The 25968-nt window shown below is 70.8% G+C and carries 24 protein-coding genes and 1 pseudogene; 16 read left to right on the top strand and 9 right to left on the bottom strand.

What is annotated here, in order from left to right:
• Nucleotides 1-358 precede the first annotated feature (358 nt).
• Nucleotides 359-1330, bottom strand: a pseudogene (locus tag AB0L71_RS14155) (SGNH/GDSL hydrolase family protein); the annotation flags it as partial.
• 168 nt (nucleotides 1331-1498) lie between these two features.
• Between AB0L71_RS14155 and AB0L71_RS14150 the strand changes: the two are divergent.
• A complete protein-coding gene (locus AB0L71_RS14150) occupies nucleotides 1499-2905 on the top strand; it encodes a cystathionine beta-synthase (RefSeq protein ID WP_365242185.1) in 1407 nt (468 codons plus the stop codon).
• Nucleotides 2906-3227: 322 nt separating this feature from the next.
• Here AB0L71_RS14150 and AB0L71_RS14145 read toward each other — a convergent pair whose 3' ends face one another.
• Nucleotides 3228-3647 carry a hypothetical protein gene (locus AB0L71_RS14145; RefSeq protein WP_365242183.1) on the bottom strand — a complete coding sequence of 140 codons (420 nt, stop codon included), beginning with the start codon at nucleotides 3645-3647 and terminating at the stop codon, nucleotides 3228-3230.
• A gap of 190 nt (nucleotides 3648-3837) precedes the next feature.
• Here AB0L71_RS14145 and AB0L71_RS14140 point away from each other — a divergent pair, with 190 nt between their 5' ends.
• Both AB0L71_RS14140 and AB0L71_RS14135 read left to right on the top strand, forming a co-directional pair.
• Nucleotides 3838-4686 carry a MurR/RpiR family transcriptional regulator gene (locus AB0L71_RS14140; RefSeq protein ID WP_365242181.1) on the top strand — a complete coding sequence of 283 codons (849 nt, stop codon included), beginning with the start codon at nucleotides 3838-3840 and terminating at the stop codon, nucleotides 4684-4686.
• A gap of 144 nt (nucleotides 4687-4830) precedes the next feature.
• Complete coding sequence (locus tag AB0L71_RS14135; protein ID WP_365242179.1) at nucleotides 4831-5397, top strand: hypothetical protein; 567 nt, start codon at nucleotides 4831-4833, stop codon at nucleotides 5395-5397.
• A 25-nt stretch (nucleotides 5398-5422) separates the two neighbouring features.
• Here AB0L71_RS14135 and AB0L71_RS14130 read toward each other — a convergent pair whose 3' ends face one another.
• The 4 genes from AB0L71_RS14130 to AB0L71_RS14115 all read right to left on the bottom strand — a co-directional run bounded on the left by AB0L71_RS14130 (nucleotide 5423) and on the right by AB0L71_RS14115 (nucleotide 7565).
• Nucleotides 5423-5797 carry a hypothetical protein gene (locus AB0L71_RS14130; RefSeq protein WP_365242177.1) on the bottom strand — a complete coding sequence of 125 codons (375 nt, stop codon included), beginning with the start codon at nucleotides 5795-5797 and terminating at the stop codon, nucleotides 5423-5425.
• A gap of 69 nt (nucleotides 5798-5866) precedes the next feature.
• The gene (locus AB0L71_RS14125) at nucleotides 5867-6331 is read right to left on the bottom strand and encodes a roadblock/LC7 domain-containing protein (protein WP_365242175.1); all 465 of its coding nucleotides are present in this window, start codon (nucleotides 6329-6331) and stop codon (nucleotides 5867-5869) included.
• 38 nt (nucleotides 6332-6369) lie between these two features.
• Nucleotides 6370-7146: a transcriptional regulator gene (locus AB0L71_RS14120; RefSeq protein ID WP_365242174.1), complete on the bottom strand. Its 777-nt coding sequence runs from the start codon at nucleotides 7144-7146 to the stop codon at nucleotides 6370-6372.
• Complete coding sequence (locus AB0L71_RS14115; protein WP_365242172.1) at nucleotides 7143-7565, bottom strand: hypothetical protein; 423 nt, start codon at nucleotides 7563-7565, stop codon at nucleotides 7143-7145. The genes AB0L71_RS14120 and AB0L71_RS14115 overlap by 4 nt, the downstream gene beginning before the upstream one ends.
• Before the next feature lie 265 nt (nucleotides 7566-7830).
• Between AB0L71_RS14115 and hutU the strand changes: the two genes are divergently transcribed.
• The 4 genes from hutU (at nucleotide 7831) to hutI (ending at nucleotide 13473) form a co-directional block, all read left to right on the top strand.
• Entirely contained in the window at nucleotides 7831-9489 is a 1659-nt protein-coding gene (gene hutU / locus AB0L71_RS14110) for a urocanate hydratase (protein ID WP_365242170.1), read from the top strand.
• A 95-nt stretch (nucleotides 9490-9584) separates the two neighbouring features.
• Nucleotides 9585-10793: an allantoate amidohydrolase gene (locus AB0L71_RS14105; RefSeq protein ID WP_365242486.1), complete on the top strand. Its 1209-nt coding sequence runs from the start codon at nucleotides 9585-9587 to the stop codon at nucleotides 10791-10793.
• A complete protein-coding gene (locus AB0L71_RS14100) occupies nucleotides 10784-12169 on the top strand; it encodes a formimidoylglutamate deiminase (protein WP_365242168.1) in 1386 nt (461 codons plus the stop codon). Before AB0L71_RS14105 ends, AB0L71_RS14100 begins: the two co-directional genes overlap by 10 nt.
• 131 nt (nucleotides 12170-12300) lie before the next feature.
• Complete coding sequence (hutI, locus tag AB0L71_RS14095; protein ID WP_365242166.1) at nucleotides 12301-13473, top strand: imidazolonepropionase; 1173 nt, start codon at nucleotides 12301-12303, stop codon at nucleotides 13471-13473.
• 161 nt (nucleotides 13474-13634) lie between these two features.
• Here the strand turns inward: hutI and AB0L71_RS14090 are convergent, their stop codons facing one another.
• Nucleotides 13635-14609: an RNA polymerase sigma factor SigF gene (locus AB0L71_RS14090; protein WP_365242164.1), complete on the bottom strand. Its 975-nt coding sequence runs from the start codon at nucleotides 14607-14609 to the stop codon at nucleotides 13635-13637.
• Nucleotides 14610-14893: 284 nt separating this feature from the next.
• On the opposite strand from AB0L71_RS14090, the gene AB0L71_RS14085 reads away from it, so the two are divergent.
• The 5 genes from AB0L71_RS14085 (at nucleotide 14894) to AB0L71_RS14065 (ending at nucleotide 19492) form a co-directional block, all read left to right on the top strand.
• Entirely contained in the window at nucleotides 14894-15262 is a 369-nt protein-coding gene (locus tag AB0L71_RS14085; RefSeq protein ID WP_365242162.1) for an STAS domain-containing protein, read from the top strand.
• 193 nt (nucleotides 15263-15455) lie between these two features.
• The gene (locus AB0L71_RS14080) at nucleotides 15456-15983 is read left to right on the top strand and encodes an ATP-binding protein (protein ID WP_365242160.1); all 528 of its coding nucleotides are present in this window, start codon (nucleotides 15456-15458) and stop codon (nucleotides 15981-15983) included.
• 195 nt (nucleotides 15984-16178) lie between these two features.
• Nucleotides 16179-16856: a peptidase gene (locus AB0L71_RS14075; RefSeq protein WP_365242158.1), complete on the top strand. Its 678-nt coding sequence runs from the start codon at nucleotides 16179-16181 to the stop codon at nucleotides 16854-16856.
• Between the two features lie 219 nt (nucleotides 16857-17075).
• Nucleotides 17076-18107 carry a hypothetical protein gene (locus AB0L71_RS14070; protein ID WP_365242484.1) on the top strand — a complete coding sequence of 344 codons (1032 nt, stop codon included), beginning with the start codon at nucleotides 17076-17078 and terminating at the stop codon, nucleotides 18105-18107.
• 35 nt (nucleotides 18108-18142) lie between these two features.
• On the top strand, nucleotides 18143-19492 hold the full coding sequence (locus tag AB0L71_RS14065; RefSeq protein WP_365242482.1) for a hypothetical protein: 1350 nt from the start codon (nucleotides 18143-18145) through the stop codon (nucleotides 19490-19492).
• Between the two features lie 85 nt (nucleotides 19493-19577).
• Here the strand turns inward: AB0L71_RS14065 and AB0L71_RS14060 are convergent, their stop codons facing one another.
• On the bottom strand, nucleotides 19578-21068 hold the full coding sequence (locus AB0L71_RS14060; RefSeq protein WP_365242156.1) for an oligopeptide:H+ symporter: 1491 nt from the start codon (nucleotides 21066-21068) through the stop codon (nucleotides 19578-19580).
• Between the two features lie 490 nt (nucleotides 21069-21558).
• On the opposite strand from AB0L71_RS14060, the gene AB0L71_RS14055 reads away from it, so the two are divergent.
• Together AB0L71_RS14055 and AB0L71_RS14050 are read left to right on the top strand one after the other, a co-directional pair.
• Entirely contained in the window at nucleotides 21559-22236 is a 678-nt protein-coding gene (locus AB0L71_RS14055; protein ID WP_327367803.1) for a response regulator transcription factor, read from the top strand.
• 15 nt (nucleotides 22237-22251) lie between these two features.
• Nucleotides 22252-23517: an ATP-binding protein gene (locus AB0L71_RS14050; RefSeq protein WP_365242154.1), complete on the top strand. Its 1266-nt coding sequence runs from the start codon at nucleotides 22252-22254 to the stop codon at nucleotides 23515-23517.
• A 65-nt stretch (nucleotides 23518-23582) separates the two neighbouring features.
• Here the strand turns inward: AB0L71_RS14050 and AB0L71_RS14045 are convergent, their stop codons facing one another.
• Nucleotides 23583-24107 (bottom strand): GtrA family protein, encoded by a 525-nt coding sequence (locus tag AB0L71_RS14045; RefSeq protein ID WP_365242152.1) that lies wholly within the window; start codon nucleotides 24105-24107, stop codon nucleotides 23583-23585.
• A gap of 41 nt (nucleotides 24108-24148) precedes the next feature.
• Here AB0L71_RS14045 and AB0L71_RS14040 point away from each other — a divergent pair, with 41 nt between their 5' ends.
• Both AB0L71_RS14040 and purE read left to right on the top strand, forming a co-directional pair.
• On the top strand, nucleotides 24149-25423 hold the full coding sequence (locus AB0L71_RS14040) for a 5-(carboxyamino)imidazole ribonucleotide synthase (RefSeq protein WP_365242151.1): 1275 nt from the start codon (nucleotides 24149-24151) through the stop codon (nucleotides 25421-25423).
• Entirely contained in the window at nucleotides 25420-25956 is a 537-nt protein-coding gene (gene purE, locus AB0L71_RS14035; protein WP_365242149.1) for a 5-(carboxyamino)imidazole ribonucleotide mutase, read from the top strand. The genes AB0L71_RS14040 and purE overlap by 4 nt, the downstream gene beginning before the upstream one ends.
• The last annotated feature ends 12 nt before the right edge of the window (nucleotides 25957-25968 follow it).

The following is a 25968-nucleotide window of genomic DNA, read 5'->3' as shown; positions in this document are numbered from 1 at the left end:
GCTGGAAACGGGATTCTGGCAGGTACTCAAGGGAAGTTACCCGGACGTAAGGGCTGGGTCACCGGACAGCCTGTGTGACGCCGACCTCTTTTCTAAGCGCCCGCTCAGTTGATCAGTTGGCGCGCAGGTCGTGCGGATCTCCCTCTGCCGCGCCCTGTGTCTCTGCCCGGCTGTGCCCGTACGGATCGTGGTACGGCTTGCCGCGCGCCTCCTCCCGCGCCTCCGGGGCCGTCCGTCCGAGCTGCGGCGGGGCCGCCTCCCCAGGGGCCCCCGGCGAGGGGGACTCCTCCTGCGTCCCCGTGGGCGCCGAGGGCTCCGTGGGCGCCGTGGGCTCCGTGGGTGTCTCCTCCTCCGTCACCGGGTGCGGACGGGGCTCCGTGGCCGCGGGCAGCCGCCGCCGCCGGCGGTGCTTGAGCAGAGCCCAGGGCGCCCGTGCCCCGGTGACCTCCGTACCGGCCTCGCCGGCCGCCTGGGAGGCCGCCTCGGCCACCGGCAGCATGTCCTCGCGCCGTGCCCCGTCCAGCCGGTCGGATTCCGGCCACAGCCCCAGCACCGCACAGAGCGTGGGCAGGACCGCCATCGCCGCTGTGGCGTACCCCTCCGCCGAAGGGTGGTAGTTGTCGGGGCCGAACAACTCCCGCGGATTCGCCTCGAACTCCGGACCCAGCAGGTCTCCCAGCGACACCGTGCGCCCGCCCTGCTCCACCGAACCGATCGTCTGGGCCGCCGCCAGCTGCCGGCTCGCCCGCCGGGCCAGCCAGCGCAACGGCTGGTACACCGGCTCGATGGTGCCGAGATCCGGGCACGTGCCGACCACCACCTCCGCACCCGCCGTACGCAGCCTGCGCACGGCGGTGGTCAGACAGCGCACCGACTGGGTGGCGGGGATCCGGTGCGTCACGTCGTTCGCCCCGATCATGATCACGCAGACGTCCGGCGTGCGGGACGTGTCGGCGAGCAGCAGCGAGACCTGTCGTTCCAGGTCGTCCGACCGGGCGCCCGGCTGTGCCACATTGCGCAGATCCACCGGCTGCTCCGACACCGCCGCGAGCCCCGAGGCGAGCAGCGCCCCCGGTGTCTGCCCGGACCGGCGCACCCCCTGCCCGGCCGCCGTCGAGTCACCCAGCAAGCCCAGCCGCAGGGGTTCCGAGGGACCGGTGAACGCCACCCCGTACCGCCCGTCGGCGCTCGGCGGAACCGGTGCGACACCGCCGCCCACATGCCGTTTCGCCAGCTGGACCTCCGCCAGCAGGATGCCGACCGTCGCCGCGCCCAGCAGCCCGATGCTGCCGCCGCCGTAGGCCGCACCCGCTGCGATCCTCCGTGCCACCCTCGCCCTCGACACAGTCCGGTCCACCTCCTCGTTGCCGTACCGCCCTTCTCTCAGCTAACTGCCCCGCAGCGGCCGTCCCTCAATCGCTTCGCCCCCTTGCTTCGCCCGAACCCCCGCCTGTCCGCATACCCTTGCCGCACTATCTCGGAGACCCCGGAGTACACGGTGCAAATCCACGATTCGTTGATCAGTCTCGTAGGCAATACCCCGCTGGTGAGGCTGCGTAGTGTGACGGCCGGCATCCAGGCGACGGTCCTGGCCAAGGTCGAGTACTTCAATCCCGGTGGTTCGGTCAAGGACCGCATCGCCCTGCGCATGATCGAGGCCGCCGAACAGAGCGGCGAGTTGCAGCCCGGCGGCACCATCGTCGAGCCGACCAGCGGCAACACGGGCGTCGGCCTCGCGATCGTCGCCCAGCAGAAGGGATACAAGTGCATCTTCGTCTGCCCGGACAAGGTGTCCACCGACAAGATCAATGTGCTGCGCGCCTACGGTGCCGAGGTCGTCGTCTGCCCGACGGCCGTCGACCCCGAACACCCCGACTCGTACTACAACGTCTCCGACCGGCTGGTCCGTGAGACACCGGGAGCCTGGAAGCCCGACCAGTACTCCAACCCGAACAACCCGCGTTCCCACTACGAGACCACCGGTCCGGAGCTGTGGCAGCAGACGGAGGGGAAGATCACCCATTTCGTCGCGGGCGTCGGCACCGGCGGCACGATCAGCGGCACCGGCCGCTATCTGAAGGACGTCAGCGGCGGCTCGGTCAAGGTCGTCGGCGCGGACCCGGAGGGCTCGGTCTACTCCGGCGGCTCGGGCCGCCCGTACCTCGTCGAAGGCGTGGGCGAGGACTTCTGGCCGAGCGCTTACGACCGTACGGTCACCGACGAGATCGTCGCCGTGTCCGACAAGGACTCCTTCCAGATGACCCGCCGCCTCGCCAAGGAGGAGGGGCTGCTGGTCGGCGGTTCCTGCGGAATGGCGGTCGTCGCCGCGCTGGAGGTCGCGAAGCGGCTGGGCCCGGACGACGTGGTGGTCGTGCTGCTGCCCGACAGCGGCCGCGGTTACCTCAGCAAGATCTTCAACGACGAGTGGATGGCCGACTACGGCTTCCTGGAGGACACCGGCCCCTCGGCGCGCGTCGGTGACGTGCTCGCCCACAAGGACGGCCCGATCCCCACGCTCGTCCACATGCACCCCGAGGAGACCGTCGGCGAGGCGATCGACGTCCTGCGCGAGTACGGCGTCTCGCAGATGCCGATCGTGAAGCCGGGTGCGGGACACCCGGACGTGATGGCCGCCGAGGTCGTCGGTTCGGTGGTGGAGCGGGAGCTGCTGAACGCCCTGTTCGCCCAGCGCGCCTCGCTCTCCGACCCGCTGGAGAAGCACATGTCGCCGCCGCTCCCGCAGGTCGGATCCGGTGAACCGGTCGAGGACCTGATGGCGGTGCTCGGCGGCACGAACGCGGCGGACGCGGCGATCGTGCTGGTGGAGGGCAAGCCGAAGGGCGTCGTCAGCAGGCAGGACCTGCTGGCCTTCCTTGCCAAGGACGCGGCGACCGGCAAGCCGTAACGCGGCCGTCGTGAGGCCGGGCTTCGCGAAAACGGTACGAGCGCGACACGTGTGCGCAGCACCGGCTTAACACGACTACGGCAGATTGATGGGCGTCGGCAGGGAAACCAGTCGACACCCGGTACGGCGACACGGACTACGGAGCGGCTCCCGGACCTCCATCGTCGCCCGGACACGGTGACCGGCCCTGACCCGGACCCGTGTCCCTCGCGGGGACCGCCGTCGTCCCGCCCCCTGGGAAACCGGGGGTGCGGCGGTCCCCGCGCAATACCTCTTGCGCGACCCCTCTTGTGCGACGGCGCGGAGGCCGGTGGCTCGGCCGTCAGTCGTCCCAGTCGGGCCCCGGGCGTTCGGTACGGCGCAGGAACCCGGGCAGCCGGCGGGCGCTGTGCACCGCGTTGACGGCGACGATCCCGAGCCAGGAGATGACCAGCCCCTTGGTGCCGGCGGCATCCGCGCCGATCGCCGACAGCGGGACGGCCAGGACCAGGGAGATGATCCCGAAGCCGTAGCGCTCGCCGAAGCCGGCCAGGGGATGCGAGGAGGACGCCCCTCTGGCGATGCGCACCTGCTGCTCGGCGAGGTGACGTCGCACCCGGCGGTCGAGTGTGGCGTCGAGACGCTGCTCGACCTTCTCCAGGAACGACTCGACGAGTGCGGCCTCGTAGTCCGGACCCAGCTCACTACGGGCGTGCAGGGTGGCGTCGAGCTCCTTCTTGAGCTCGGAGTCGCGGGTATTCATGAATCCACGCTAGGCGCCAAAGGCGTCCCGCACAGTGGTGGTAGCCCCCGTGTTCGCGTCCCCCTCGGCACCACCCGCCGCCGTGGCCGGCCGGTCAGCGCCACTGCATATGGACATGCAGGCGGCTTGCTGGCTGAATGGATGAGTGTCGGCGCCGGACCTGGCGCGACGGATCTACCGAGGGGACAGCATGAGCGGGAGCAGCCCGGCCGCGCGGTTGCAGCAGCTCTTCGAGGGGCGCCGGCTCACACCCACTCAGCGGCGCATCGCCCACTCGATGGTGCGCCGGGCCGGGGAGGTCCCGTTCCTGTCGAGTGTGGAACTGGCCGAGCTTGCCGGGGTGAGCCAGCCGTCCGTCACGCGGTTCGCCGTGGCGCTCGGCTTCGACGGCTATCCGGCGCTCCGCAGACATCTGCGGGAGGTCGCCCCCGCCGAGCAGTCCCCGGCCCCGGACGGCGGCGAGGCGTACAACGAGTACCAGCAGGCCGTGCTGGCCGAGATGGAGAACCTGCGGCACCTGGCCGAACTGCTCGCCGACCCCGGTCCGGTCGAGCGGGCGGGCCGGCTGCTGGCGGCCTCGCGGCCGCTGCCGGTGCTCGGGCTGCGGGCCGCCTCCTCGCAGGCCCGCGGATTCGGGTACTTCGCGGCCAAGGTCCATCCGGATGTGCGGGTGCTCGACGAGGGCGGGACCATGCTGTACGACCGGCTCGACGCCGTGCGGCGGGCCGGCGCCACGGCCCTGATCTGCTTCGCACTGCCCCGCCACCCGAAGGAGGTCGTGGACGCCCTCGCGCATGCGCAGGAGCTCGGGCTGACCGTCGTGTCGGTGGCCGACTCCGCTTTCGCGCCCGTGGCCAAGTGCAGCGATCTGCTGATCCCTGCCGCCGTCGGCACCGGGCTCGCCTTCGACACGGCGTGCGCTCCCATGCTGCTGGGGCGGGTGCTGCTGGAGACGATGTGCGACGACCTGCCCGAAGCGCAGGCGCGGCTGGAGGACTTCGACGCGAGTGCGGCGGCCCGCGGCCTGTTCGTGGAGTGACCAGGTGCCCGGTGCCGGGTTCGCGCCCCGGTGCTCGGCGTGGGCTGCCCCGGCGGTCTCCGTGATTCTCAGACGTTGCTCATCCGCGGCCGCTACTGTCCGCCCGGGAAGAAGACAGAGGGAGCTGCCGAGAGGGGCACGGACGTGGGGCGCGGAGCGCAGTCGCTGGCCAGGGTGGCCGTGGTCGTACGGGCAGGAGCCGCACCGCTGTGGTGGCCGGGGCTGATCGCGGCGGCGATCGGCGCGCTGGTCCCGGGGCTCACCGGACGCCGGATCGGGCTGCTGGCCGGAGCCGCACTGTTCCTGATCACCGCAGCCCTGGTGGCGCTCGTCCGCGGCCGGCGGTACGCGGAGCTGGCCACGGGGGCCGCCCGGGCCGGCCGGTCCGACTTCCTTCAGGACCGGGACGTGACCATACGCGCCTGGCGGCGCGGGCACCGGTGGTGGCTGCTCGGCGCGTTCCTCGTGGCGGTGGCGAGCGCGTTCCTGCTGCCCGCGGCCGGGGGACTGGTCCTCGCCGGGGCCGGGGCCGGGCTCTGGATCAAGGCCGTCCGGATCGGGCGTCGCGAGCAGCGGGACGACGTCCTGTACTGGGTGCGGACCGACTGGGTGGAGCGAGGACGGCCCGCCGGCAAGCAGGTGAAGGGCTACCGGAAGACCGGCCCGATGGCGGGCGACGCCGCGCCCGGCGGGGCGCGGCGCCGGCACTGAGGCCGTCGGCACTGAGGCCGCCGGGTCAGACCTCCAGCTCGGCCTCGATGCGCTTCAGCTGGTGGCGGGCCATCGCCAGGTTGGCGCGGCGGCCGTCCAGCACCAGGTAGAGGAAGAGCCCGGTGTTCCCGCGCGCCTTGAGCAGCCGGATCAGGTGGTACTGGCTGCCCAGCGTGATCAGGATGTCCTCGATCTCGTCCTGGAGGCCGAGGTGCTCCATCGTGCGGAGCTTGGCGCGGACGACATCGGTGTTGCCCGCCGCCGCGACCTCCAGGTTGAAGTCCTTGCCGCCGCCGAGCGTGCCCAGCGCCATTCCGCTGGTGTAGTCGACGAGGGCGACACCGAGGGTGCCCTCGATGGACGTCATCGCTTCCTTCAATGACGCTTCGGTGTTCGCCATGAGTGCTCGTTTCCTTTCGTGGCCGGCCGGGACGGCCGGATCCTTGGGTTTTCTCCGGGGCATGGGAGGTCAGGTGCGGTGCGGCAGCGGGCCCGGCTGTGCCGGGCGCCGCTCCGGGGCGCTGCTCGGGGGTGCGGAGTGCACGGCGCGTTCCAGCGCGGTGTCGACCAGTTCGCCGATCCTGGCCCCCGCCCGGCGGCCCTCCAGATGGAGCCTGCCGACATTGATCCGGTCCTCGGCCAGCAACGTCAGGACGGCCGAGGAACCGGCCGCGTACGTCGCGAGGTAGCCGCTCTCGCCCCGCACGAGAAGTTCACGGAAGCCGCCCCGGCCCGTCGCCTCCGCCATCCGGAGCGCGACGCCGAGCCCGGCCGCGGTCAGCGCGGCGATGCCCTCGGCCTCCAGGCCCGGGGCGTCATGGGCCAGGACGAGGCCGTCGGTGCTGGCCGCCACGGCGCCGGACAGGAGCGGAACCCGGGCCCGTAACCGCTGGAGTTCGTCCAGGACGTCCTGCACCGCGACCTCGGGCACCATCAGCTGTCTCCTCCCGGCACGCTGTCTGAGCGCGCGAATCACAGGGCCTCCAATGCGTCTCGGAGCCGGCGCAGCAGCGCGACGTCGGGGTCGGCCGTGACCTCGGGAAACGAGATGCGGCCCGCACCGGCCGCATCGGCCGATGCCCGGACGGCTTGGACCAGTCCGGCCGCGGCCAGGCGTCGCAGATCGACCAGGACGTGGAACGCCAGCCGGCCCAGCTCCTGGGCGATGTCCGATGCGGTACGCACCCCGTCGACGAGTTCGAGCACGCGGCGCCCGCCCGGCGGAACGGAGGCGTCGGCCCGATGGGCCGTCCGTACGAGCGGTGCGCTGTCGGTCACCGCGTCGGGCCAGATGCGTTCCAGCAGTTCCCGGCGCCGGAGCGTCTCGCGCTGCACGGCGTCGACGGCGACGGGGCGTACCGGGCCGATCCAGTGGGAGACCCCGTAGCGGAAGCGGGCCGGGGTGCGGGTGGGGGAGAGCGCGAAGTACGCCGCGTCGTAGAGCGCGCCCAGATGGCACAGCTCCAGCGCCCCGCCGGGTATGCGCCCGCTGTCCACCAGGTAGCGGCCGACCCGCTGCCCGGTGCCTGCCGCGGCGACCGCCTCCCACCAGCCGTCCCGGTGCAGGGTGCCGCCCGTGGTGAGCAGGACGTCGATGCCGGGCGTCGCCGGGCTCTCGGCGTGCACCACCTGTCCCTCGGCGAGATAGAGGGTGCCGCGGTCGCGCACCAGGGCGCCGGTGGCTCGTTCGGCGGCGAGGCGCTGCAGCATCGGGGAGAGGGACGTGACCTGTAAGGGGACGGAACTCATGACAGGACCATCCGCTCGGCCAACTCGCCCAGGCGTAATCGGGCGAGGGCGAGATTGCCTTCCGCGCGGTCGAGCCAGAGGTGGAGGAAGACGCTGCTGTCGAAGGCCGTCTCGACGAAGCGGAGGATGTGGTACCCGGCACGGGTGGTGACGATGACGTCCTCGACCGGGGGCGGCGTACCCGCCACGGCCGTGTCCGGCAGGGGGCCGGCGGCCCCGGGGGCCTGTGCCGCGAAGGCCGGCTGCTCGGCCGCCATCCGTGCGACCTCGGCCGTCTCCGCCGCGGTGGCCTCGTGGTCACCGTTGGGCGATTCGCCGACGGTGCCGAGGGCGAGGCCGCTCGTCCAGTCGACCACTGCGGCTCCGCGGGCGCCGGGCAGCCTCATGACGTCGAGCAGACACTCGTCGATACCGGGCACACGCATTCCCTTCCGACAGACGTACGACTGCGACACAGAGGTTACGCAACGTGCCTGTCCCAGGTGGGAGTTCTGGCATTTTCCTTCGGTACATGCGAGAGGGATGCCGGGAGGGTGCGGGCGGGGAGAGGCCCGAAGGGGGGCGTACCTGGGCCGGCCTGGCCGACCACGTTCACCCCACGGGCCGCACCGTTCCTGTTGACTACGAGTATTCAGAACCTCAGGATGTGAATAGAAGAGTTACAGGATGCGAGGAGGCATCGCCATGTCAGGACCCCGCCCCGTACGGGCTCCGCGCGGTACGGAACTGAGCGCCCTGGGATGGCAGCAGGAGGCCGCCCTGCGCATGCTGCAGAACAACCTCGACCCCGAGGTCGCCGAGCATCCCGACCAGCTCGTCGTCTACGGAGGAACCGGCAAGGCGGCCCGTGACTGGCGCTCCTTCGACGCGATGGTGCGCACGCTGCGGACGCTCAAGCAGGACGAGACGATGCTTGTCCAGTCCGGGCGCCCGGTCGGCGTCATGCAGACGCACGAGTGGGCGCCGCGGGTACTGATCGCCAACTCCAACCTGGTGGGCGACTGGGCGAACTGGGAGGAGTTCCGCCGCCTGGAGGCACTCGGGCTCACCATGTACGGCCAGATGACCGCCGGATCGTGGATCTACATCGGTACGCAGGGCATCCTGCAGGGCACCTACGAGACGTTCGCCGCCGTCGCGGCCAAGAAATTCGGCGGGACGCTGGCCGGCACGATCACCCTGACCGCCGGACTCGGCGGCATGGGCGGCGCCCAGCCGCTCGCCGTGACCATGAACGACGGGGTCGCGATCTGCATCGACTGCGATCCGCGCGCCATCGAGCGCCGGATCGAGCACCGCTACCTCGACGTGCGGGCCGACTCCCTGGAGCACGCGCTCACGCTGGCCACCGAGGCCCGGGACGCCCGCAGGCCGCTCTCCATCGGCCTGCTGGGCAACGCGGCCGAGCTGCTGCCGCGGATGCTCGCCGAGGGTGCGCCGATCGACATCGTCACCGACCAGACCAGCGCGCACGACCCCCTGTCGTACCTGCCGGTCGGCATCGACTTCGACGACATGGCCTCGTACGCCGCCTGGCGGCCCGACGACTTCACCCGGCGTGCGCGGGAGTCGATGGCCCGGCACGTCGAGGCGATGGTCGGCTTCATGGACGCCGGGGCCGAGGTCTTCGACTACGGCAACTCGATCCGCGGCGAGGCCCGGCTCGCGGGCTACGACCGGGCCTTCGACTTCCCCGGGTTCGTCCCCGCGTACATCCGGCCGCTCTTCTGCGAGGGCAAGGGCCCGTTCCGCTGGGCCGCGCTGTCCGGGGAGGCGTCCGACATCCACCGGACCGACCGGGCGATGCTCGAACTCTTCCCCGAGAACGAGTCCCTGCACCGCTGGATCAGGATGGCCGGCGAGCGGGTCCACTTCCAGGGACTGCCCGCCCGGATCTGCTGGCTCGGCTACGGCGAGCGCGACCGGGCCGGCGAGCGGTTCAACGACATGGTGGCCTCCGGTGAACTGGCCGCCCCGCTCGCCATCGGACGCGACCACCTGGACTGCGGCTCCGTGGCCTCCCCGTACCGGGAGACCGAGGCCATGCTCGACGGCTCCGACGCGATCGCCGACTGGCCGCTGCTGAACGCCATGGTCAACGTGGCGTCGGGGGCCTCCTGGGTCTCCCTCCACCACGGCGGCGGCGTCGGCATGGGGCGCTCCATCCATGCCGGGCAGGTGACCGTCGCCGACGGTACGCGGCTGGCGGGCGAGAAGATCCGCCGAGTGCTCACCAATGACCCGGGCATGGGGGTCATCCGGCACGTCGACGCCGGGTACGACCTCGCGGAGTCCGTCGCCGCGGACCAGGGCGTGCGCGTGCCCATGACGGAGGGGCCGTGACCCGCGAGGGCGGTACCGGGTCGGTGAACCACAGGGGAGACGGCGGCTCCGCGCCGCTGGCGGCGGGCGGGGCCGGTGCGACGTCGTTCCAGGACATGTGGCGCGAGCTGCTGCCGGTCGGCCGGAACCGGGACAGCGGGGGCTACCGCCGCTACGCCTGGACCGCCGCCGACGCCGACTGCCGCGCCTGGTTCCGGGCGCAGGCCGAGGCGCGCGGGCTCACCTACGAGGTCGACCGCAACGGCAACCAGTGGGCCTGGCTCGGTGACCCCCTCGCCGGGAACGCCGTCGTCACCGGATCGCATCTCGACTCCGTACCGGACGGCGGCGCCTTCGACGGTCCGCTCGGGGTGGTCTCCTCCTTCGCCGCGCTCGACGAACTCCGCGGCAGAGGCGTGCAGTTCGCCCGGCCGGTGGCGATCAGCAACTTCGGCGACGAGGAGGGGGCCCGCTTCGGGCTCGCCTGCGTGGGCTCCCGGCTCGCCGCCGGGCAGCTGACCGTCGAAGCGGCACACCGGCTCCGGGACGGGGACGGCGTCACCCTGCCCCAGGCCATGGAGGCGGCCGGGTACGACCCCGACTCCCTCGGCCCCGACCCCGAACGGCTCGGCCGCATCGGTGCGTTCGTCGAACTCCATGTCGAGCAGGGACGCGCCCTCGACCTCACCGGCGACCCGGTCGGCATCGCCTCCGCGATCTGGCCGCACGGACGCTGGAGGTTCGACTTCCGGGGCGAGGCCAACCACGCGGGCACGACCCGGCTGGCCGACCGGCGCGACCCGATGCTCACGTACGCCGAGACCGTGCTGGCCGCCCGCCGGGAGGCGGAACTCGCCGGAGCCGTCGCCACCTTCGGCAAGGTCAGCGTCGAGCCGAACGGCGTCAACGCCATCCCCTCCCTCGTCCGCGGCTGGCTCGACTCCCGCGCCGCCGACCAGGACCGCCTCGACACCGTGGTCGCCGGCATCGAACGGGCCGCTCGGGAGCACGCCGAACGGGCCGGTGTCGACCTCGACGTCGTGCGGGAGTCCTTCACGCCCGTCGTGGAGTTCGAGCACGCCCTGCGCGACGAGCTCGGCAGGATCCTCGCGGGACGGAGCGGCACCGGCCGTGCCGTGCCCGTCCTCGGCACGGGCGCCGGACACGACGCAGGTATTTTGTCCGCTTCGGTCCCCACCGCCATGCTGTTCGTACGGAACCCCACCGGGATCTCGCACTCGCCGGCCGAGCATGCCGCCGAGGACGACTGCGCGGCCGGGGTGATCGCTCTCGCCGATGTACTGGAAGGTCTCGCGTGCAGCTGACAACGGAACCGACGGGCAGGCCCGTCACCGAGACGTACTGGTTGTCCCATGTCTGGCTCGGCACCCATGTCGAACCGGGCGTCGCCCTGGACGTGTCCGGAGGGATCATCGCCGGTGTCCGCACCGGCGTCGCCACCCCGCCGCCCGGCGCCACCGTGCTGCGCGGGCTGACCCTCCCCGGGCTCGCCAACGCCCACTCGCACGCCTTCCACCGGGCCCTGCGCTCCACCGTCCAGGTCGGCTCCGGAACCTTCTGGACGTGGCGCGAGGTCATGTACCAGGTCGCCTCCCGGCTCACCCCCGACTCGTACTACGCGCTCGCCCGTGCCGTGTATGCCGAAATGGCCCTGGCCGGCATCACCGCGGTCGGCGAATTCCACTATCTGCACCACGCGCCGGGCGGCACCCCGTACGACAACCCCAACGCGATGGGCGAGGCACTGATCGCGGCGGCGGGCGAGGCCGGCATTCGGATCACCCTGCTGGACACCGCCTATCTCTCCGCCGGATTCGGCCGGCGACCCACCCAGTACCAGGAGCCCGACCAGCACCAGGTGCGCTTCTCCGACGGCACCGCGGACGCCTGGGCCGAACGCGTCTCCCTCCTCAAGGGCAGCGACCACGCCCTGATCGGTGCGGCCGTGCACTCCGTGCGCGCCGTCCCCGCGGCGCAGCTCTCCACGGTGGCGGCCTGGGCGGCGGAACGACGGGCTCCGCTCCACGTCCACCTCTCCGAACAGACCGCGGAGAACGACGCCTGCCTCGCCGTGCACGGCCGCACCCCCACCCGGCTCCTCGCCGACCACGGGGTTCTCGGACCGCGCACCACCGGGATCCACAACACCCACCTCACCGGCGAGGACATCACGCTCCTCGGCTCCTCGTCGACCGGCACCTGCATGTGTCCCACCACGGAACGCGACCTGGCCGACGGAATCGGCCCCGCCGTCGCCCTCCAGCGCGCCGGCTCGCCGCTCTCCCTCGGCAGCGACAGCCACGCCGTGATCGATCTCTTCGAGGAGGCGCGGGCGATGGAATTCCACGAACGCCTGCGCACCCGGGCACGCGGCCACTGGACGACGTCCGCCCTGCTGCGCGCCGCGACGGCGGACGGGCACGCCGCGCTCGGCCGGCCCTCGGCGGGCACCATCGAACCCGGTGCTCCCGCCGATCTGGTGACTGTCGCCCTGGACTCCGTCAGAACAGCGGGGCCCACACCCCGGCTCGCTGCCGAAGCAGTCGTATTCGCCGCCTCCGCGGCCGATGTGCGGCACACGGTCGTGGCAGGCCGGCACATCGTCCGTGACGGGCAGCACACGCTGGTCGAGGACGTCCCCGCGGCGCTCGCCTCGGCCATCGCGGCATTGCACCACTGAGAGCCCGTCGACCACCGAGAGCCCGTCGCGCACCGAATCGGAGACCGGCCCGCGAGGTGCCCGCACCGACGCCCCGCGGGCCCACCGACAGGCCGCCCCGCACGCCGACACACGAGGAGAGCAGTCGCCCGATGACGACGACCGCCATCATCAACATCGCCACACTGGTCACCAACGATCCCTCCCTGCACGCGGAGTCACCCCTGGGCCCGATACACGACGCGGCCGTCGTCATCGAGGGCAACCGGGTCGTGTGGACCGGTGAGACCAGGAAAGCACCCGCCACTGACAACGCCGTCGACGCGGGCGGACGGGCGGTGATCCCCGGCTTCGTCGACTCACACTCCCACCTGGTCTTCGCGGGCGACCGCACCGAGGAGTTCAACGCCCGGATGTCCGGCCGCCCCTACAGTGCGGGCGGCATCAGGACCACGGTCGCCGCCACCCGCGCCGCCACCGACGACGAACTCTCCGCCAACGTCGCCCGCTACCTCGCCGAGGCGCTGCGCCAGGGCACCACCACGCTGGAGACCAAGTCCGGCTACGGCCTCACCGTCGAGGACGAGGCCCGCGCCCTGCGCATCGCCGCCCGGCACACCGACGAGGTCACCTACCTCGGCGCCCACATCGTCCCCCCGGACTACGCCGACGACCCGGCCGGCTACGTCGACCTGGTCACCGGAGCGATGCTCGACGCCTGTGCCCCGTATGCCCGTTGGGTCGACGTCTTCTGTGAGAAGGGCGCCTTCGACGGCGACCAGGCCCGTGCCGTCCTCACCGCGGGCCGGGCCAGGGGACTGCACCCCCGCGTCCACGCCAACCAGCTCGGCCACGGCCCCGGCGTCCAGCTCGCCGTCGAGCTCGACGCGGCTTCCGCCGACCACTGCACCCATCTCACCGACGTGGACGTCGACGCGCTGGCCCAGGGAAGCACCGTCGCGACCCTGCTGCCCGGTGCCGAGTTCTCCACCCGCGCCGCCTGGCCGGACGCGCGCCGCATCCTCGACGCGGGTGCCACCGTGGCGCTTTCCACCGACTGCAACCCGGGCTCGTCGTTCACCTCCTCCATGCCCTTCTGCATCGCCCTCGCCGTACGCGACATGGGCATGACTCCGGATGAGGCCCTCTGGTCCGCCACCGCGGGCGGCGCGGCGGCCCTGCGGCGCACGGACATCGGCCGCATCACGCCCGGCGCCCGCGCCGACCTGGTCGTCCTCGACGCGCCCAGCCCCGTCCACCTCGCCTACCGGCCCGGAGTCCCGCTGGTCCACGCGGTCTGGCAGCGCGGTGAACGTGTCGCCTGAGCGCCCCCGGGGGTGCACGCCTCCGTAACCCGGCTGCAGAAGAACCTTGATGACGCCACGTCACTCATGCGGAAGGACCCGTCCCTCGGGCGGGCGGGTCCTTCCGCAAACGATCGCGTCGCGCCCGGCGGGTGCGACGCGGGAACACGAGGGCGGCGCGTTCACTCCTCCAGCGTCAGGCCCTTGCGGAGCTTGACCAGCGTGCGGGAGAGCAGCCGCGACACATGCATCTGGGAGATGCCCAGTTCCTCACCGATCTCCGACTGCGTCATATTGGCGACGAACCGGAGCGAGAGGATGGTGCGGTCGCGCCCCGGCAGCGAGGCGATCAGCGGCTTCAGGGACTCGATGTACTCGATGCCTTCGAGCCCGTGGTCCTCGTAACCGATGCGGTCCGCCAGCGCGCTCTCGTGCTCGCTCTCCTCGGGCTTGGCGTCCAGCGAGCTCGCGGTGTACGCGTTGCTCGCGGCCATGCCCTCGACGACCTCTTCGGGAGCGATGCCGAGGCGGTCGGCGAGCTCGCCCACAGTGGGCGAACGGTCGAGCTTCTGGGCGAGCTCGTCGCCCGCCTTGGCCAGGTCGAGCCGTAGCTCCTGAAGCCGGCGCGGTACACGCACGGACCAACTGGTGTCGCGGAAGAAGCGCTTGATCTCGCCGATGATGGTCGGCATCGCGAACGTCGGGAACTCCACGCCCCGGCTGAGCTCGAAGCGGTCGATCGCCTTGATCAGGCCGATGGTGCCGACCTGGACGATGTCCTCCATCGGTTCACTGCGGGTACGGAACCGGGCGGCGGCGAACCTGACCAGGGCCAGGTTGAGTTCGACGAGCGTGTTGCGGACGTAGGCGTACTCGTGGGTGCCCTCTTCGAGGGAGCCGAGCCGCTCGAAGAGCGTCTTCGACAGGGCCCTGGCGTCCAGCGGATCCACTTCGTCGGGGGGCGGGATCTCGGGAAGCCCTTCGAGGCCTTCGGCGACGCCGTGGCCGAGGGCTGCGCCGCCCGCGGTGATGCTGTCGGTACTGCTGTCGCGCGTGCCGTTCTCGGCGTTCGCGGCAGGGGATTCTGAGGGGGTCAGTCCCTGAGGACCTGCTGACGTCGCGTTGTGGGTGCGCGTTCCGTCGAGCCGGGGTGACATGGTCTCCTCCATCGTTCTCGGCATATGGCTGCCGATGCCCATACGTGTTTCCTGCGGTGAAGCGGCGCCTCCGTAGCCGACGTAGTTGTGGGTGTCCTCCTACCCATACCCGGTCCGGACCGGCAGTTACAAGAACCAATTGATACGGTATGTACGGTTTGTTGAGGTCTTCGGCTACCACGTGGCGAACGAAACGCGTACTGTTTCGAGGGCGTCAGTGACAGCACATACGCATCTGCACACGCAGAGGCGCAGGCAGCGACGAACGACGAAGAGGGACGGGCATGGACCGCGGGACGGTCGGCAGTGCGAACCGGGGACGGCTTCAGGTCGAGGTCCGTACCGAAGGGCGCAGCGAGGTCGTGACGCCGGTGGGTGAGCTGGATCACCACACGGCGGATCTGCTGCGGGAACCCCTGGAGAGCGCGGTCGACCAGGGGCGCGTGCGCCTGGTGGTCGACTGCTCGCGACTCGAATTCTGCGACTCCACCGGGCTCAATGTGCTGCTCGGTGCCCGCCTCAAGGCGGAGGCGGCCGGGGGAGGGGTCCATTTGGCCGGAATGCTGCCGGTGGTGGCGCGGGTCTTCGAGATCACGGGGGCCGAGGCGGTCTTCACTGTCCATGACTCCCTCCGATCGGCCCTGGATACCTAAGGCTGCGAAGTGTTTCGCGGCCCCGGGCGCCCCATGGGTCGCCCGTGACACGCGATCCGCAGGGATGAAGTGGGTGTTGTCGTGATTCGGCCGGGCAGGAGAAACCCGGCGGACTCGTGGGCGCCCCCGCACTCCGTCTGTACTGGTAACTGTTCGATGGCGACACAGGGTGAATCGGTGAGGTGAAGCGCTGATGAGCACCACCCGGCAGCATCCGCCGGGCGACCTCGGCCGCGAGCCGGAGGGCGCCGGTACGGGCTCCCGCGCGGACGCGGGCGTCGACGCGGCCTCCTTGGAACCGGCCGAGCGGGAGTGGCGCACGTTGTCGTTGCGGGGGATCGGCGCCGTCGTGCCGACGGCCCGTGACTTCGCCCGCCAGGCGCTTCACGACTGGGGCTGGCTCCCCGCGAGGAGCGCCGACGGACGGGCCGCCGCCGAGGACGTCCTGCTGGTCGTCTCCGAACTGGTCACCAACGCCTGCCTGCACGCGGACGGGCCCGAGGAGATGCGGATCGCCTGCACGGCGAAGGTCCTGCGGGTGGAGGTCGTCGACTCCGGCGCGGGACAGCCCGCACCGCGCACCCCGCACCGGGCCGGCCGACCCGGCGGGCACGGCATGTTCATCGTGCAACGGCTCTGCCTGGACTGGGGCGTTCAGCGGGTGGTGGGCCGGGCAGGCAAGACCGTCTGGGCGGAACTGGCCGCCCCCGTCCCCGTGTAGCCCCGTACCCGCAGCCCCGTCCGTGGCTGCGGGGTCCCCTGTACGCACCTTTGAAGAGCGCGCCGGATCGGCGCGCTCTTTGTCTTCCCTCCACGGGGCCTCCGGCGTACCTTGAGCGCCCGATCTGATGCGCCGTCAGTAATGTGCGTCGGTGCGAACCGGCGTGCGACGACCTCCGGCATGAGGGGAACTCAAGTGTCCTACCAGAAGCGAACAGCTCTCGCGCTGGCGTCCGCGCTGGCGGGCACGGTGGTGCTGATGACCGCGCCCGCCGCGCACGCGACGGTCGTGGACGTCGACTACCAGTGCAAGACCCCGATCGGGGACAAGGGCGCGGTGTCTCCCATCGACATCAAGAGCGTCAAGAGCGGCAGCAGCTACAAGCTCACGATGACCTTTCAGAAGGGCGTCTCCGCCAGCCCGGTCGAACTTGGCAAGGGGGCGATGAACCCCAGTGCGATCATCAAGGTGGGAGGCGCGGACTCCGGCGAGGTCAAGGTCTCCGGACCGTCGAACTCCACGGCCATCACCGCCAACGCGCCCATCAAGATCAGTGACCTGTCGGGCACGTACACCCCGAAGAAGAGCGGCAAGGTCACCTTCACCGCCGGTGTGCTGACCATCAAGGCGCTCGGTACGACCACGACCTGCACCCCCTCCAACAACCCGGGCCCCTCGCTCCAGCTCGACGTGACGGCCGCAGGCGGTACGGAGAGCACGGAGAGCACCACGGACGACAGCGGGCAGTTGCCGAAGACCGGTCCGCTCGACTCGGCCACGGCACTCGGGACGCTCGGCGGCACGGTGCTGCTGACCGGCGCGGCGGGGGTGCTCTGGCTGACCAGGCGTGGACAGGGAGTCGTGGGCCGATAGGTCCTTTCTCCAGGTCCCGGGTGTCCGGCGCTCACGCGCGCGGCCGCCGGACGACGACGGACCCCGACGGTTCTCGGGAGATCAACGGCACTCCAGGAGAAGGCACGTGGCGAAGGCGGGAGCGGAATCGTGACTGGACAGGCCGCAGGGGCGGCACTCCGCAGCGGCGGACACCGGTGGGCGGCCGTGCTGTTCGGCGCACTGCTGCCCGCCCTGCTGATGCTCTGCACGACCGGCGCCGAGGCGGCGGGTACGACGTCCGCCTCGGCGGACCCCGGGGTGACCCTGTCCCGGTCGCAGGCGGGCAAGGGCGGTGAGATCACCGTCCGGGGCAGCGGCTGGCGTCCGAACACGCTGCTGATGATGCTGATCTGCGGACAGGCCACGCCGGACCGTGGCGTGATCGGCGGCACCAACTCCTGCGCGAACGCCGAAGGCCGTGCCGTCACCACCGACACCAAGGGCGGCTTCCGCAAGAAGATGCCGGTCACCGAACCGCCCGTACCCTGCCCCTGTGTGGTGCATGTCGCCACCGTCACCGGGGAACAGGCCACCGCCGACGCGGCGTTCGTCGTCGCCGGGCACCCGGTCGCCGCCCTGCCGAAGGAGACCGGGAGCGGCAGACTCGCGGTCCTGGCCACCACCCGGCTGGAGGGCGACAGCGGCATCCTCACCTGGTTCGGCGCCCCGCCCTCCCGTCAACTGGTCTTCACCGTGGGCAATCTGGGCTCCGCGCCCGTCAAGGACCCGGTGTTCCGGGTCGGCACCGCGCACGGAGTCTTCGCCCCGCAGTGGGAGGAGCAGCAGTGGCGCGGCACCATCGAGTCCGGCCACAAGGCGCAGATCCGGCTGCCGGTCGAACTGGCGGCGGGCGCCCACGGCGACTACCAGGTCTCGCTGAAGTACGGCGGCAAGGTGCTGGCCGAACAGCCCTGGGGGGTCGGGCGTCCCTGGGGCGTCACGCTCTTCTGGATCCTGCTGTGGATCGTCGTCCCGGCCGCCGTGTTCCGGATCGGTATGGCGATCGTCGACAAGGTGCGGCCCGGCTCCTCGCGCGCCCCGGCCCGCGCCGGGCGGCGGCACCGCCCCCCGCACCTGACCGGGGTGACCGCGAAACTCCCCGAGCTGCGCCGTACGCCGGGCACCGGCCGGAGCCCCGCGGCCGCGCCCACGACGACGGCCGTACTGCCGTGGTTCACACCTGATTCCGCACCGCCAGAGAACAGACCGACGACGAAGGGACATCCGTGAGCAGGCAACGCAGGACGGTCGCGGCGGGAATCGCGATGATGCTCGGCGGCGCGGGCATGCTGCTGGCCGCGAGCCCGGCCCAGGCCGCAGAAGTCTCGTACAAGACGGAGTGCATTCCGCCGGCCATCTCCGGACTGCCGGCCGTGGAGGGCACCACCGTGGTGCAGCTGTCCGCGCCGGCCGAGGCGAAGGTCGGGGACACCGTCGAGGTGGTGTGGAAGACGGTGCACGGCGCTTCCGACAACCCCGACCTCCTCGACCTGGAGAAGGACACCATCAAGCCGACCGGCACGATCAAGGTGGGGGGTGCGGCGAGTGGCACCCTCGCGATGGAGGGGCCGCGGGAGAACCCGGCGATCCCGAAGAAGAGCCCCATGGTGGTGTCCGACATGACGGGCAAGCTGAAGCTGGAGAAGGCCGGTGAGATCACGCTGACGCCGGACGCGTACAGCCTCAACGTCTCCAAGCCGATCTCCACGGACACCAAGTGCACCCCGACGGAGACGGTGCAGCCGGGCGCGACCATCAAGGTCACGGACGACGGCGGAACCACGACGGGCGGGACGACCACGGGCTCCACCACCGGGTCCACCACCACGGGCGGCACCACCACCGCGGGCGGCACCACGACCGCGGGCGGCACCACCTCGGGCACGACCACCGACGGGGGCACGGACTCCGGCTCCACGACGACCACGGGCTCCACCACCTCGGGTTCCGGCGGCGACAGCGGCCAGACCGACTTCCCCGGCAAGGAGGTCTCGGTCCAGTTCGCCTGTGAGTCCCCGGGCCCGTCCGACATCGGTTCCAAGGTGACGATCAATGCCAAGAAGAGCGGGGGGAGTTACGCGCTCACGGTCAAGACGGCCAAGGGTGTGATGGACAGCCCCGCGGCGTTGCCCGCCGGAGCGCTCAAACCGTCCATGGACATCGTTCTGGGCGGTGCCGACAAGGGCTCGGTGAAGGTCACGGGCCCGGCCAACGCCGATGCGCTGGACCAGGGCACGCCGGTCAACCTGGCCGACATGACCGGCACCTACAAGCCGGGGGCGACCGGGAAGTCCACGCTCAGCCCCGGCACCCTGACGATCGACGTCACCCTGGGCTCCACGAAGATCAGCATCCCGTGCAAGGTCAAGGGCTCGGTGAGCCCGTCGCTGGAACTCGACACCACCGCCCAGGAGGGCGGCGCCACCGGCGGTTCGACCACGGGATCCACCTCCTCCACCGACGGAGGAACGGACTCCGGCGGCGGACTGGCCGCCACCGGGGCCGAGGACCACGGCACCCTGCGCGCGCTCGGCCTGGTCGCGGGGTCGGCGATCCTGCTGGGCGGCGCCGTGTTCACCTTCACCCCGTGGCGCAGGCTGCGCGGCACCCGGTGAGCTGAGCCACGTACGGCCGCACGTGAAGGGGCCGCCGCACCGACGGATCGGTGCGGCGGCCCCTTCGTACGGCCGGTACGGCGTGTCAGCGCACGTCGCCCATGAGCCGCTTGACCTTGCCTCGGTACATGAAGATCGCGACACCCGCGACCACGGCGAGGGCGGCCTGCAGGGTGACCACCCCGGTGCCGTTGAGATCCACGCCCGCGATGGAGAGCAGACCGGTGGTGCAGTCACCGGCGGTGACCGCCAGGAACCAGACACCCATCATCTGGCTGGCGTACTTCGCCGGAGCCATCTTCGTGGTGACGGAGAGACCCACCGGGGACAGCGTCAGCTCGGCGACCGTCTGGACGAAGTAGATCGCCACCAGCCACATCGCGGCGGCCTTGTGGCCGTCGCCGGCGATCGTCAGCGGCATCAGGAAGAGGAAGAACGACGCACCGATCAGCACCAGACCGGAGCTGAACTTCACGATGGTGCTGGGCTCCTTGCCGCGGCGGTTCAGCGCCATCCAGAAGGCGGCGAAGACCGGGGCCAGCGCCATGATCAGGACCGCGTTGACCGACTGGTACCAGGAGACCGGGAAGTCCCAGCCCAGGATGGTGTTCTTGGCCGAGGAGTCGGCGAAGATGGCGAGCGTCGAACCGCCCTGGTCGTAGATCATCCAGAAGACGGCGGCGGCGACGAAGAACCAGATGTAGCCGGACATCTTCGACTGCTCGTCGGCGCTGAGCTCCTTGTCGCGCTTGATGCGCGCCAGGACGACGATCGGAATGATCAGACCCGCGATGGTGATCGGGACCAGGATCCAGTTGAGCGTGTAGACGCCGGTGACGACCGTGACGATGTAGAAGACGGCCGCGATGACCAGCCAGATCATGGCCTTGCGCAGCGTGCTCGCGCGCTCGGCGGCGGAGAGCGGCTTCGGGACGACGAGGCTGCGCTCGTTCAGGTGGCGCGTGCCCATCAGGAACTGGACGAGGCCGATGCCCATGCCGACGGCGGCGAGCGCGAAGCCCAGGTGCCAGTTCACGTTCTCACCGATGGTGCCGATGACCAGCGGTGCGATGAAGGCACCCAGGTTGATGCCTATGTAGAAGATCGTGAAGCCGCCGTCACGGCGTGCGTCGTCCGGTCCGTCGTAGAGGTGACCGACCATCGTCGAGATGTTGGACTTCAGCAGACCGGAGCCGATGGCCACCAGTCCCAGGCCCGCGAAGAAGGTGCCCTGGGCGGGCAGGGCCAGCGCGAGGTGACCGAGCATGATGACCCCACCGGCGACGGTGACGGTCTTTCGGGGACCCCAGACGCGGTCGCCGAACCAGCCGCCGGGCATGGCGAGCAGGTACACCATCGACACGTAGACGGAGTAGATCGCCGTGGCCGTGGCCGGGTTCATGTGAAGCCCGTTGGGGGCGATCAGGTAGAGGGGGAGCAGGGCCCTCATGCCGTAGTAGCTGAAGCGCTCCCACATCTCGGTCATGAAGAGCGTGGCCAGGCCGCGGGGGTGGCCGAAGAAGGTCTTCGCTGATCCAGATGTACTGGCCGGGTCCTTTGTCAGGCTGGACGCCATGGTCGATCCTTGGGTGCTCGGGACGCGGCGCCTCGTGAGCGTGACGCGCCCGGTGGGGGGAGGCCGGCACCGGTACGGCGTTCCCCACCCCGACGCCTCACCGAGGATTCGTCCCTGTCGCCGGACTCGTCCAGGAGCCGACTGAAGGGAACGGGGGACCGACCGCACCGGGATCCACGCCCGGTTCGCACCTTTGCGCCCCGGGCCCGGCCACAGGTCATTCACTGATTTCACGGCTGGCGGGTACCAACCGGCAGAACAAAAGGGACCTTCGATGCTGAAGATGCTCAAAGGTCCTTGAGTCATTTAACAGGCGTCGAATAACCATACGGCACGAGTATGTCTGATTTGAATGGAATTGAGAGATGACTCACAGGTGTGGGTGTCATCGCATTCGCATATTCGAAGGCGCCCCCCTGACGTCCATGTGAATCCGCAGGGCTTTTCGATCACCTCACGGCATGCCTCTCGCGCGGACTACCATCACTCCATGACCCGTGTACTGCTCGCCGAGGACGACGCATCCATCTCGGAGCCGCTGGCCCGCGCCCTGCGTCGGGAGGGTTACGAGGTCGAGGTCCGCGAGGACGGTCCGACCGCTCTCGACGCCGGCCTCCAGGGCGGGATCGACCTGGTCGTGCTCGACCTGGGGTTGCCCGGGATGGACGGCCTCGAAGTCGCCCGCAGGCTCCGTGCCGAAGGCCACACCGTGCCGATCCTGGTGCTGACCGCCCGCGCCGACGAGGTGGACACCGTGGTCGGCCTGGACGCCGGCGCCGACGACTACGTCACCAAACCCTTCCGCCTGGCCGAACTGCTCGCCCGCGTCCGGGCCCTGCTGCGCCGTGGCGCCACCGAGCCCGCGCCGCAGCCCGCCACTCATGGCGTCAGGATCGACGTCGAGTCGCATCGGGCCTGGATGGGCGACGAGGAACTCCAGCTCACCGCCAAGGAGTTCGACCTGCTGCGGGTCCTGGTCCGCGACGCCGGCCGGGTCGTCACCCGCGACCAGCTGATGCGCGAGGTCTGGGACACCACCTGGTGGTCGTCGACCAAGACCCTCGACATGCACATCTCCTGGCTCCGCAAGAAGCTCGGTGACGACGCGGCCAATCCCCGCTACATCGCGACCGTCCGGGGCGTCGGCTTCCGCTTCGAGAAGAGCTGACGTACAGAAACACTCATGCGCCGAAGACTGATCAACTCCACCCTCGCCGTGGTGCTCGTGGTGATCGCCGTCTTCGGCGTCTCCCTCGTCATCGTCGAGAGCCGCACCATCAGCAACAGTGCCCAGGAGAGCGTCGACTCCGAGGCACTGCGGCTGATCAGTGTCGTCGAGAGCAGGCTCCTGGGGGACGAGCGGATCAACGCCTCGCTGCTGTCCCAGCAGATCTCCGGCAAGCGTTACGCGCTGGTCAAGATCCCCGGACGCGCCCCCATCGAAGTCGGCACCCGTCCCGCCGGCAGCGTGATCAGCAGCACCGTCGAAGGGGAGCACGGCGAACACGTCACCGTCGAGGAATCCAGCTCCGCCGTCACCCGGGAGGTCGGCCGCACCCTGCTGATCATCGGTGCGGTGGCCCTGCTGGCCATCGTCTCGGCCGTACTCCTCGCCGTGCGCCAGGCCAACAAACTGGCCTCACCGCTGACCGACCTCGCCGAGACCGCCGAACGCCTCGGCTCCGGCGACCCGCGCCCGCGCCACAAACGGTACGGGGTACCGGAACTGGACCGGGTCGCCGATGTCCTGGACGCCTCCGCCGAGCGGATCGCCCGCATGCTGACCGCGGAACGGCGACTGGCCGCCGACGCCTCGCACCAGCTCCGGACACCCCTGACCGCGCTCTCCATGCGGATCGAGGAGATCTCCGTCACCGACGACCCGGACACAGTGAAGGAGGAGGCGAACATCGCCCTCACTCAGGTCGAGCGTCTCACCGACGTGGTGGAGCGGCTGCTGACCAACGCCCGCGATCCGCGCACCGGCTCCGCCGTCGTCTTCGACCTCGACGAGGTCGTCAAGCAGCAGATCGAGGAGTGGCGCCCGGCCTACCGGGGCGAGGGCCGGGCCATCGTCCGCTCCGGGAAGCAGGGACTGCAGGCCGTCGGCACACCCGGTGCGGTCGCCCAGGTGCTGGCCGCACTCATCGAGAACTCGCTGATGCACGGCGGCGGTACGGTCGCGCTGCGCACCCGGGTCACCGGCAACCAGGTGGTGATCGAGGTCACGGACGAGGGCCCGGGTGTACCCGCCGACCTCGGCGCCAGGATCTTCGAACGGACGATCAGCGGCCGTAACTCCACCGGCATCGGACTCGCGGTGGCCAGGGACCTCGCGGAGGCGGACGGCGGCCGGCTCGAACTGCTCCAGCAGCAGCCGCCGGTCTTCGCCCTGTTCCTCAGCCGAGTGACGCGGCACAGACAGGAACCGGAACGCCCGGTGCGCTGACCGTACGGAAAGCCGGTGCCGGTCGGGGCACTACCGCCGCACGGGGCACGGGCTGCCGGGCGGCCCTACCGCCGCACAGGCTCCGCATCGACCCGCGGCACCTGCTCCGTACGGCCCTGCCGCAGGAACCCCTCCGCACTCAGTACGGCCTCCTTCGCGGGCAGCGCCCTGAACACCCACGTCCGGTAGGACCAGAAGCGGAACAGGGTCGCGATTCCGATCCCGAGGACCTTGAAGACATTGCTCTGGACCGGGGTGTTCCAGCCGAACCCGTACGTCGCCGCGTACAGCACACCGGTCTCGATGACCGCACCCACCGCGCTGAACAGCAGGAACAGCATCAGCTCCCGGGTCCGGCCGCTCTTGTCCCGGTCCCGGTACGTCCAGTAACGGAAGCCCACGTAATTGAAGAGGATGGCCACGAACGTCGCCAGCAGACCCGCCCGCACCACCTGGAGATCCGTGGTGCGCCAGAGCAGGTTGGACACGCCGATGTTGACCACCAGGCCGAGTGCGCCGACCGTGCCGAACTTGGCGACCTCGCGGGCCAGCAGATCCAGCCGGGTCCGCCATGCGCCCCGTTCGCTCATAGTGATCGCTCAGCCCGTCTGTCGATGTCGTCAACCCAGCCATGCTAACCAGCCCGCCCATGTGCTGCCTGTGGTTGTGCGGACGGCTGTGGCCGTGCTGTGACGCGGGGGCCGTCCGGAGGGTGCTGGTCGGACGCCTTCCGGGGCGCGGATACCCTGGAGGAGTGACGTTTCCGGTAGTCGGCATGGTCGGCGGCGGTCAGCTCGCCCGCATGACCCACGAGGCGGGCATCCCCCTCGGCATCAGGTTCAAGCTCCTCAGTGACACCCCCCAGGACTCGGCAGCCCAGGTGGTGAACGAAGTCGTCGTCGGCGACTATCGCGACCTGGACACGCTGCGGGCCTTCGCACGCGGCTGCGACGTGATCACCTTCGATCACGAGCACGTACCGACCGAGCACCTCCGGGCCCTGGAGGCGGACGGCATCCCCGTGCGCCCCGGCCCGGACGCACTGGTGCACGCCCAGGACAAGGGGGTGATGCGGGCGAAGCTCAGCGAGATCGGCGCGCCCTGCCCCCGCCACCGCATCGTGAAGGACCCGGCCGACGTCGCGGCCTTCGCGGACGAGGCCGGCGGCTTCCCCGTCATTCTGAAGACGGTCCGCGGCGGCTACGACGGCAAGGGCGTCTGGGTGGTCCGCTCCGAGGCGGAGGCGGCCGAGCCCTTCCGGGCCGGTGTCGCGGTCCTCGCCGAGGAGAAGGTCGACTTCGTACGGGAGCTGGCGGCCAATGTCGTCCGCTCGCCGCACGGCCAGGCCGTCGCCTACCCGGTCGTCGAGTCGATCCAGGTCGACGGGGTCTGCGACACGGTCATCGCCCCGGCCCCGGAGCTGGACGAGCACCTCGCCGGCGAGGCCCAGCAGCTCGCCCTCCGCATAGCCTCCGAACTCGGTGTCGTCGGCCACCTCGCCGTCGAACTCTTCGAGACCCGCGGCCCCGACGGGAAGCCCGGCATCCTGGTCAACGAGCTGGCCATGCGCCCGCACAACTCCGGGCACTGGACCCAGGACGGCGCGGTCACCTCGCAGTTCGCCAACCACGTCCGGGCCGTCCTCGACCTGCCGCTCGGCGACCCCCGTCCGCGCGTCACCTGGACGGTCATGTCCAACGTGCTCGGCGGCGACTACCCGGACATGTACCAGGGATACCTGCACTGCATGGCCCGCGACCCCCAGCTCAAGATCCACATGTACGGCAAGGACGTGAAGCCCGGCCGCAAGGTCGGACACGTCAACACCTACGGCGACGACCTGACGGACGTGCGCGAGCGCGCCCGGCACGCGGCCGACTACCTGCGAGGAACGATCACCGAATGACTTCCCCCGCCGCCGCGCCCCTCGTCGGTATCGTCATGGGCTCGGACTCCGACTGGCCCGTCATGGAAGCGGCCGCCAAGGCCCTCGACGAGTTCGAGATCCCCTACGAGGTCGACGTCGTCTCCGCCCACCGCATGCCGCGCGAGATGATCGCGTACGGGGAGAACGCGGCCGACCGCGGCCTCAAGGCGATCATCGCGGGCGCGGGCGGCGCCGCCCACCTGCCCGGCATGCTCGCCTCCGTGACCCCCCTGCCGGTCATCGGCGTCCCGGTCCCGCTGAAGTACCTGGACGGCATGGACAGCCTGCTCTCCATCGTGCAGATGCCGGCCGGTGTCCCCGTCGCGACCGTCTCCGTCGGCGGCGCGCGCAACGCGGGTCTGCTCGCCGCCCGCATCCTCGCCGCCCACGACGCCGAGCTGCTGACGCGTATGCGGGAGTTCCAGCAGGAGCTGAACGACCAGGCGACGGAGAAGGGCAAGCGGCTGCGCGCCAGGGTCGAGGGCGCCGACTCCTTCGGCTTCGGAAAGTAGGAAGTAGGCACT

It is taken from the genome of Streptomyces sp. NPDC052052 (assembly GCF_040680455.1).
GTDB lineage: Bacteria > Actinomycetota > Actinomycetes > Streptomycetales > Streptomycetaceae > Streptomyces.
This window is presented reverse-complemented; position numbering and strand designations above follow the sequence as displayed.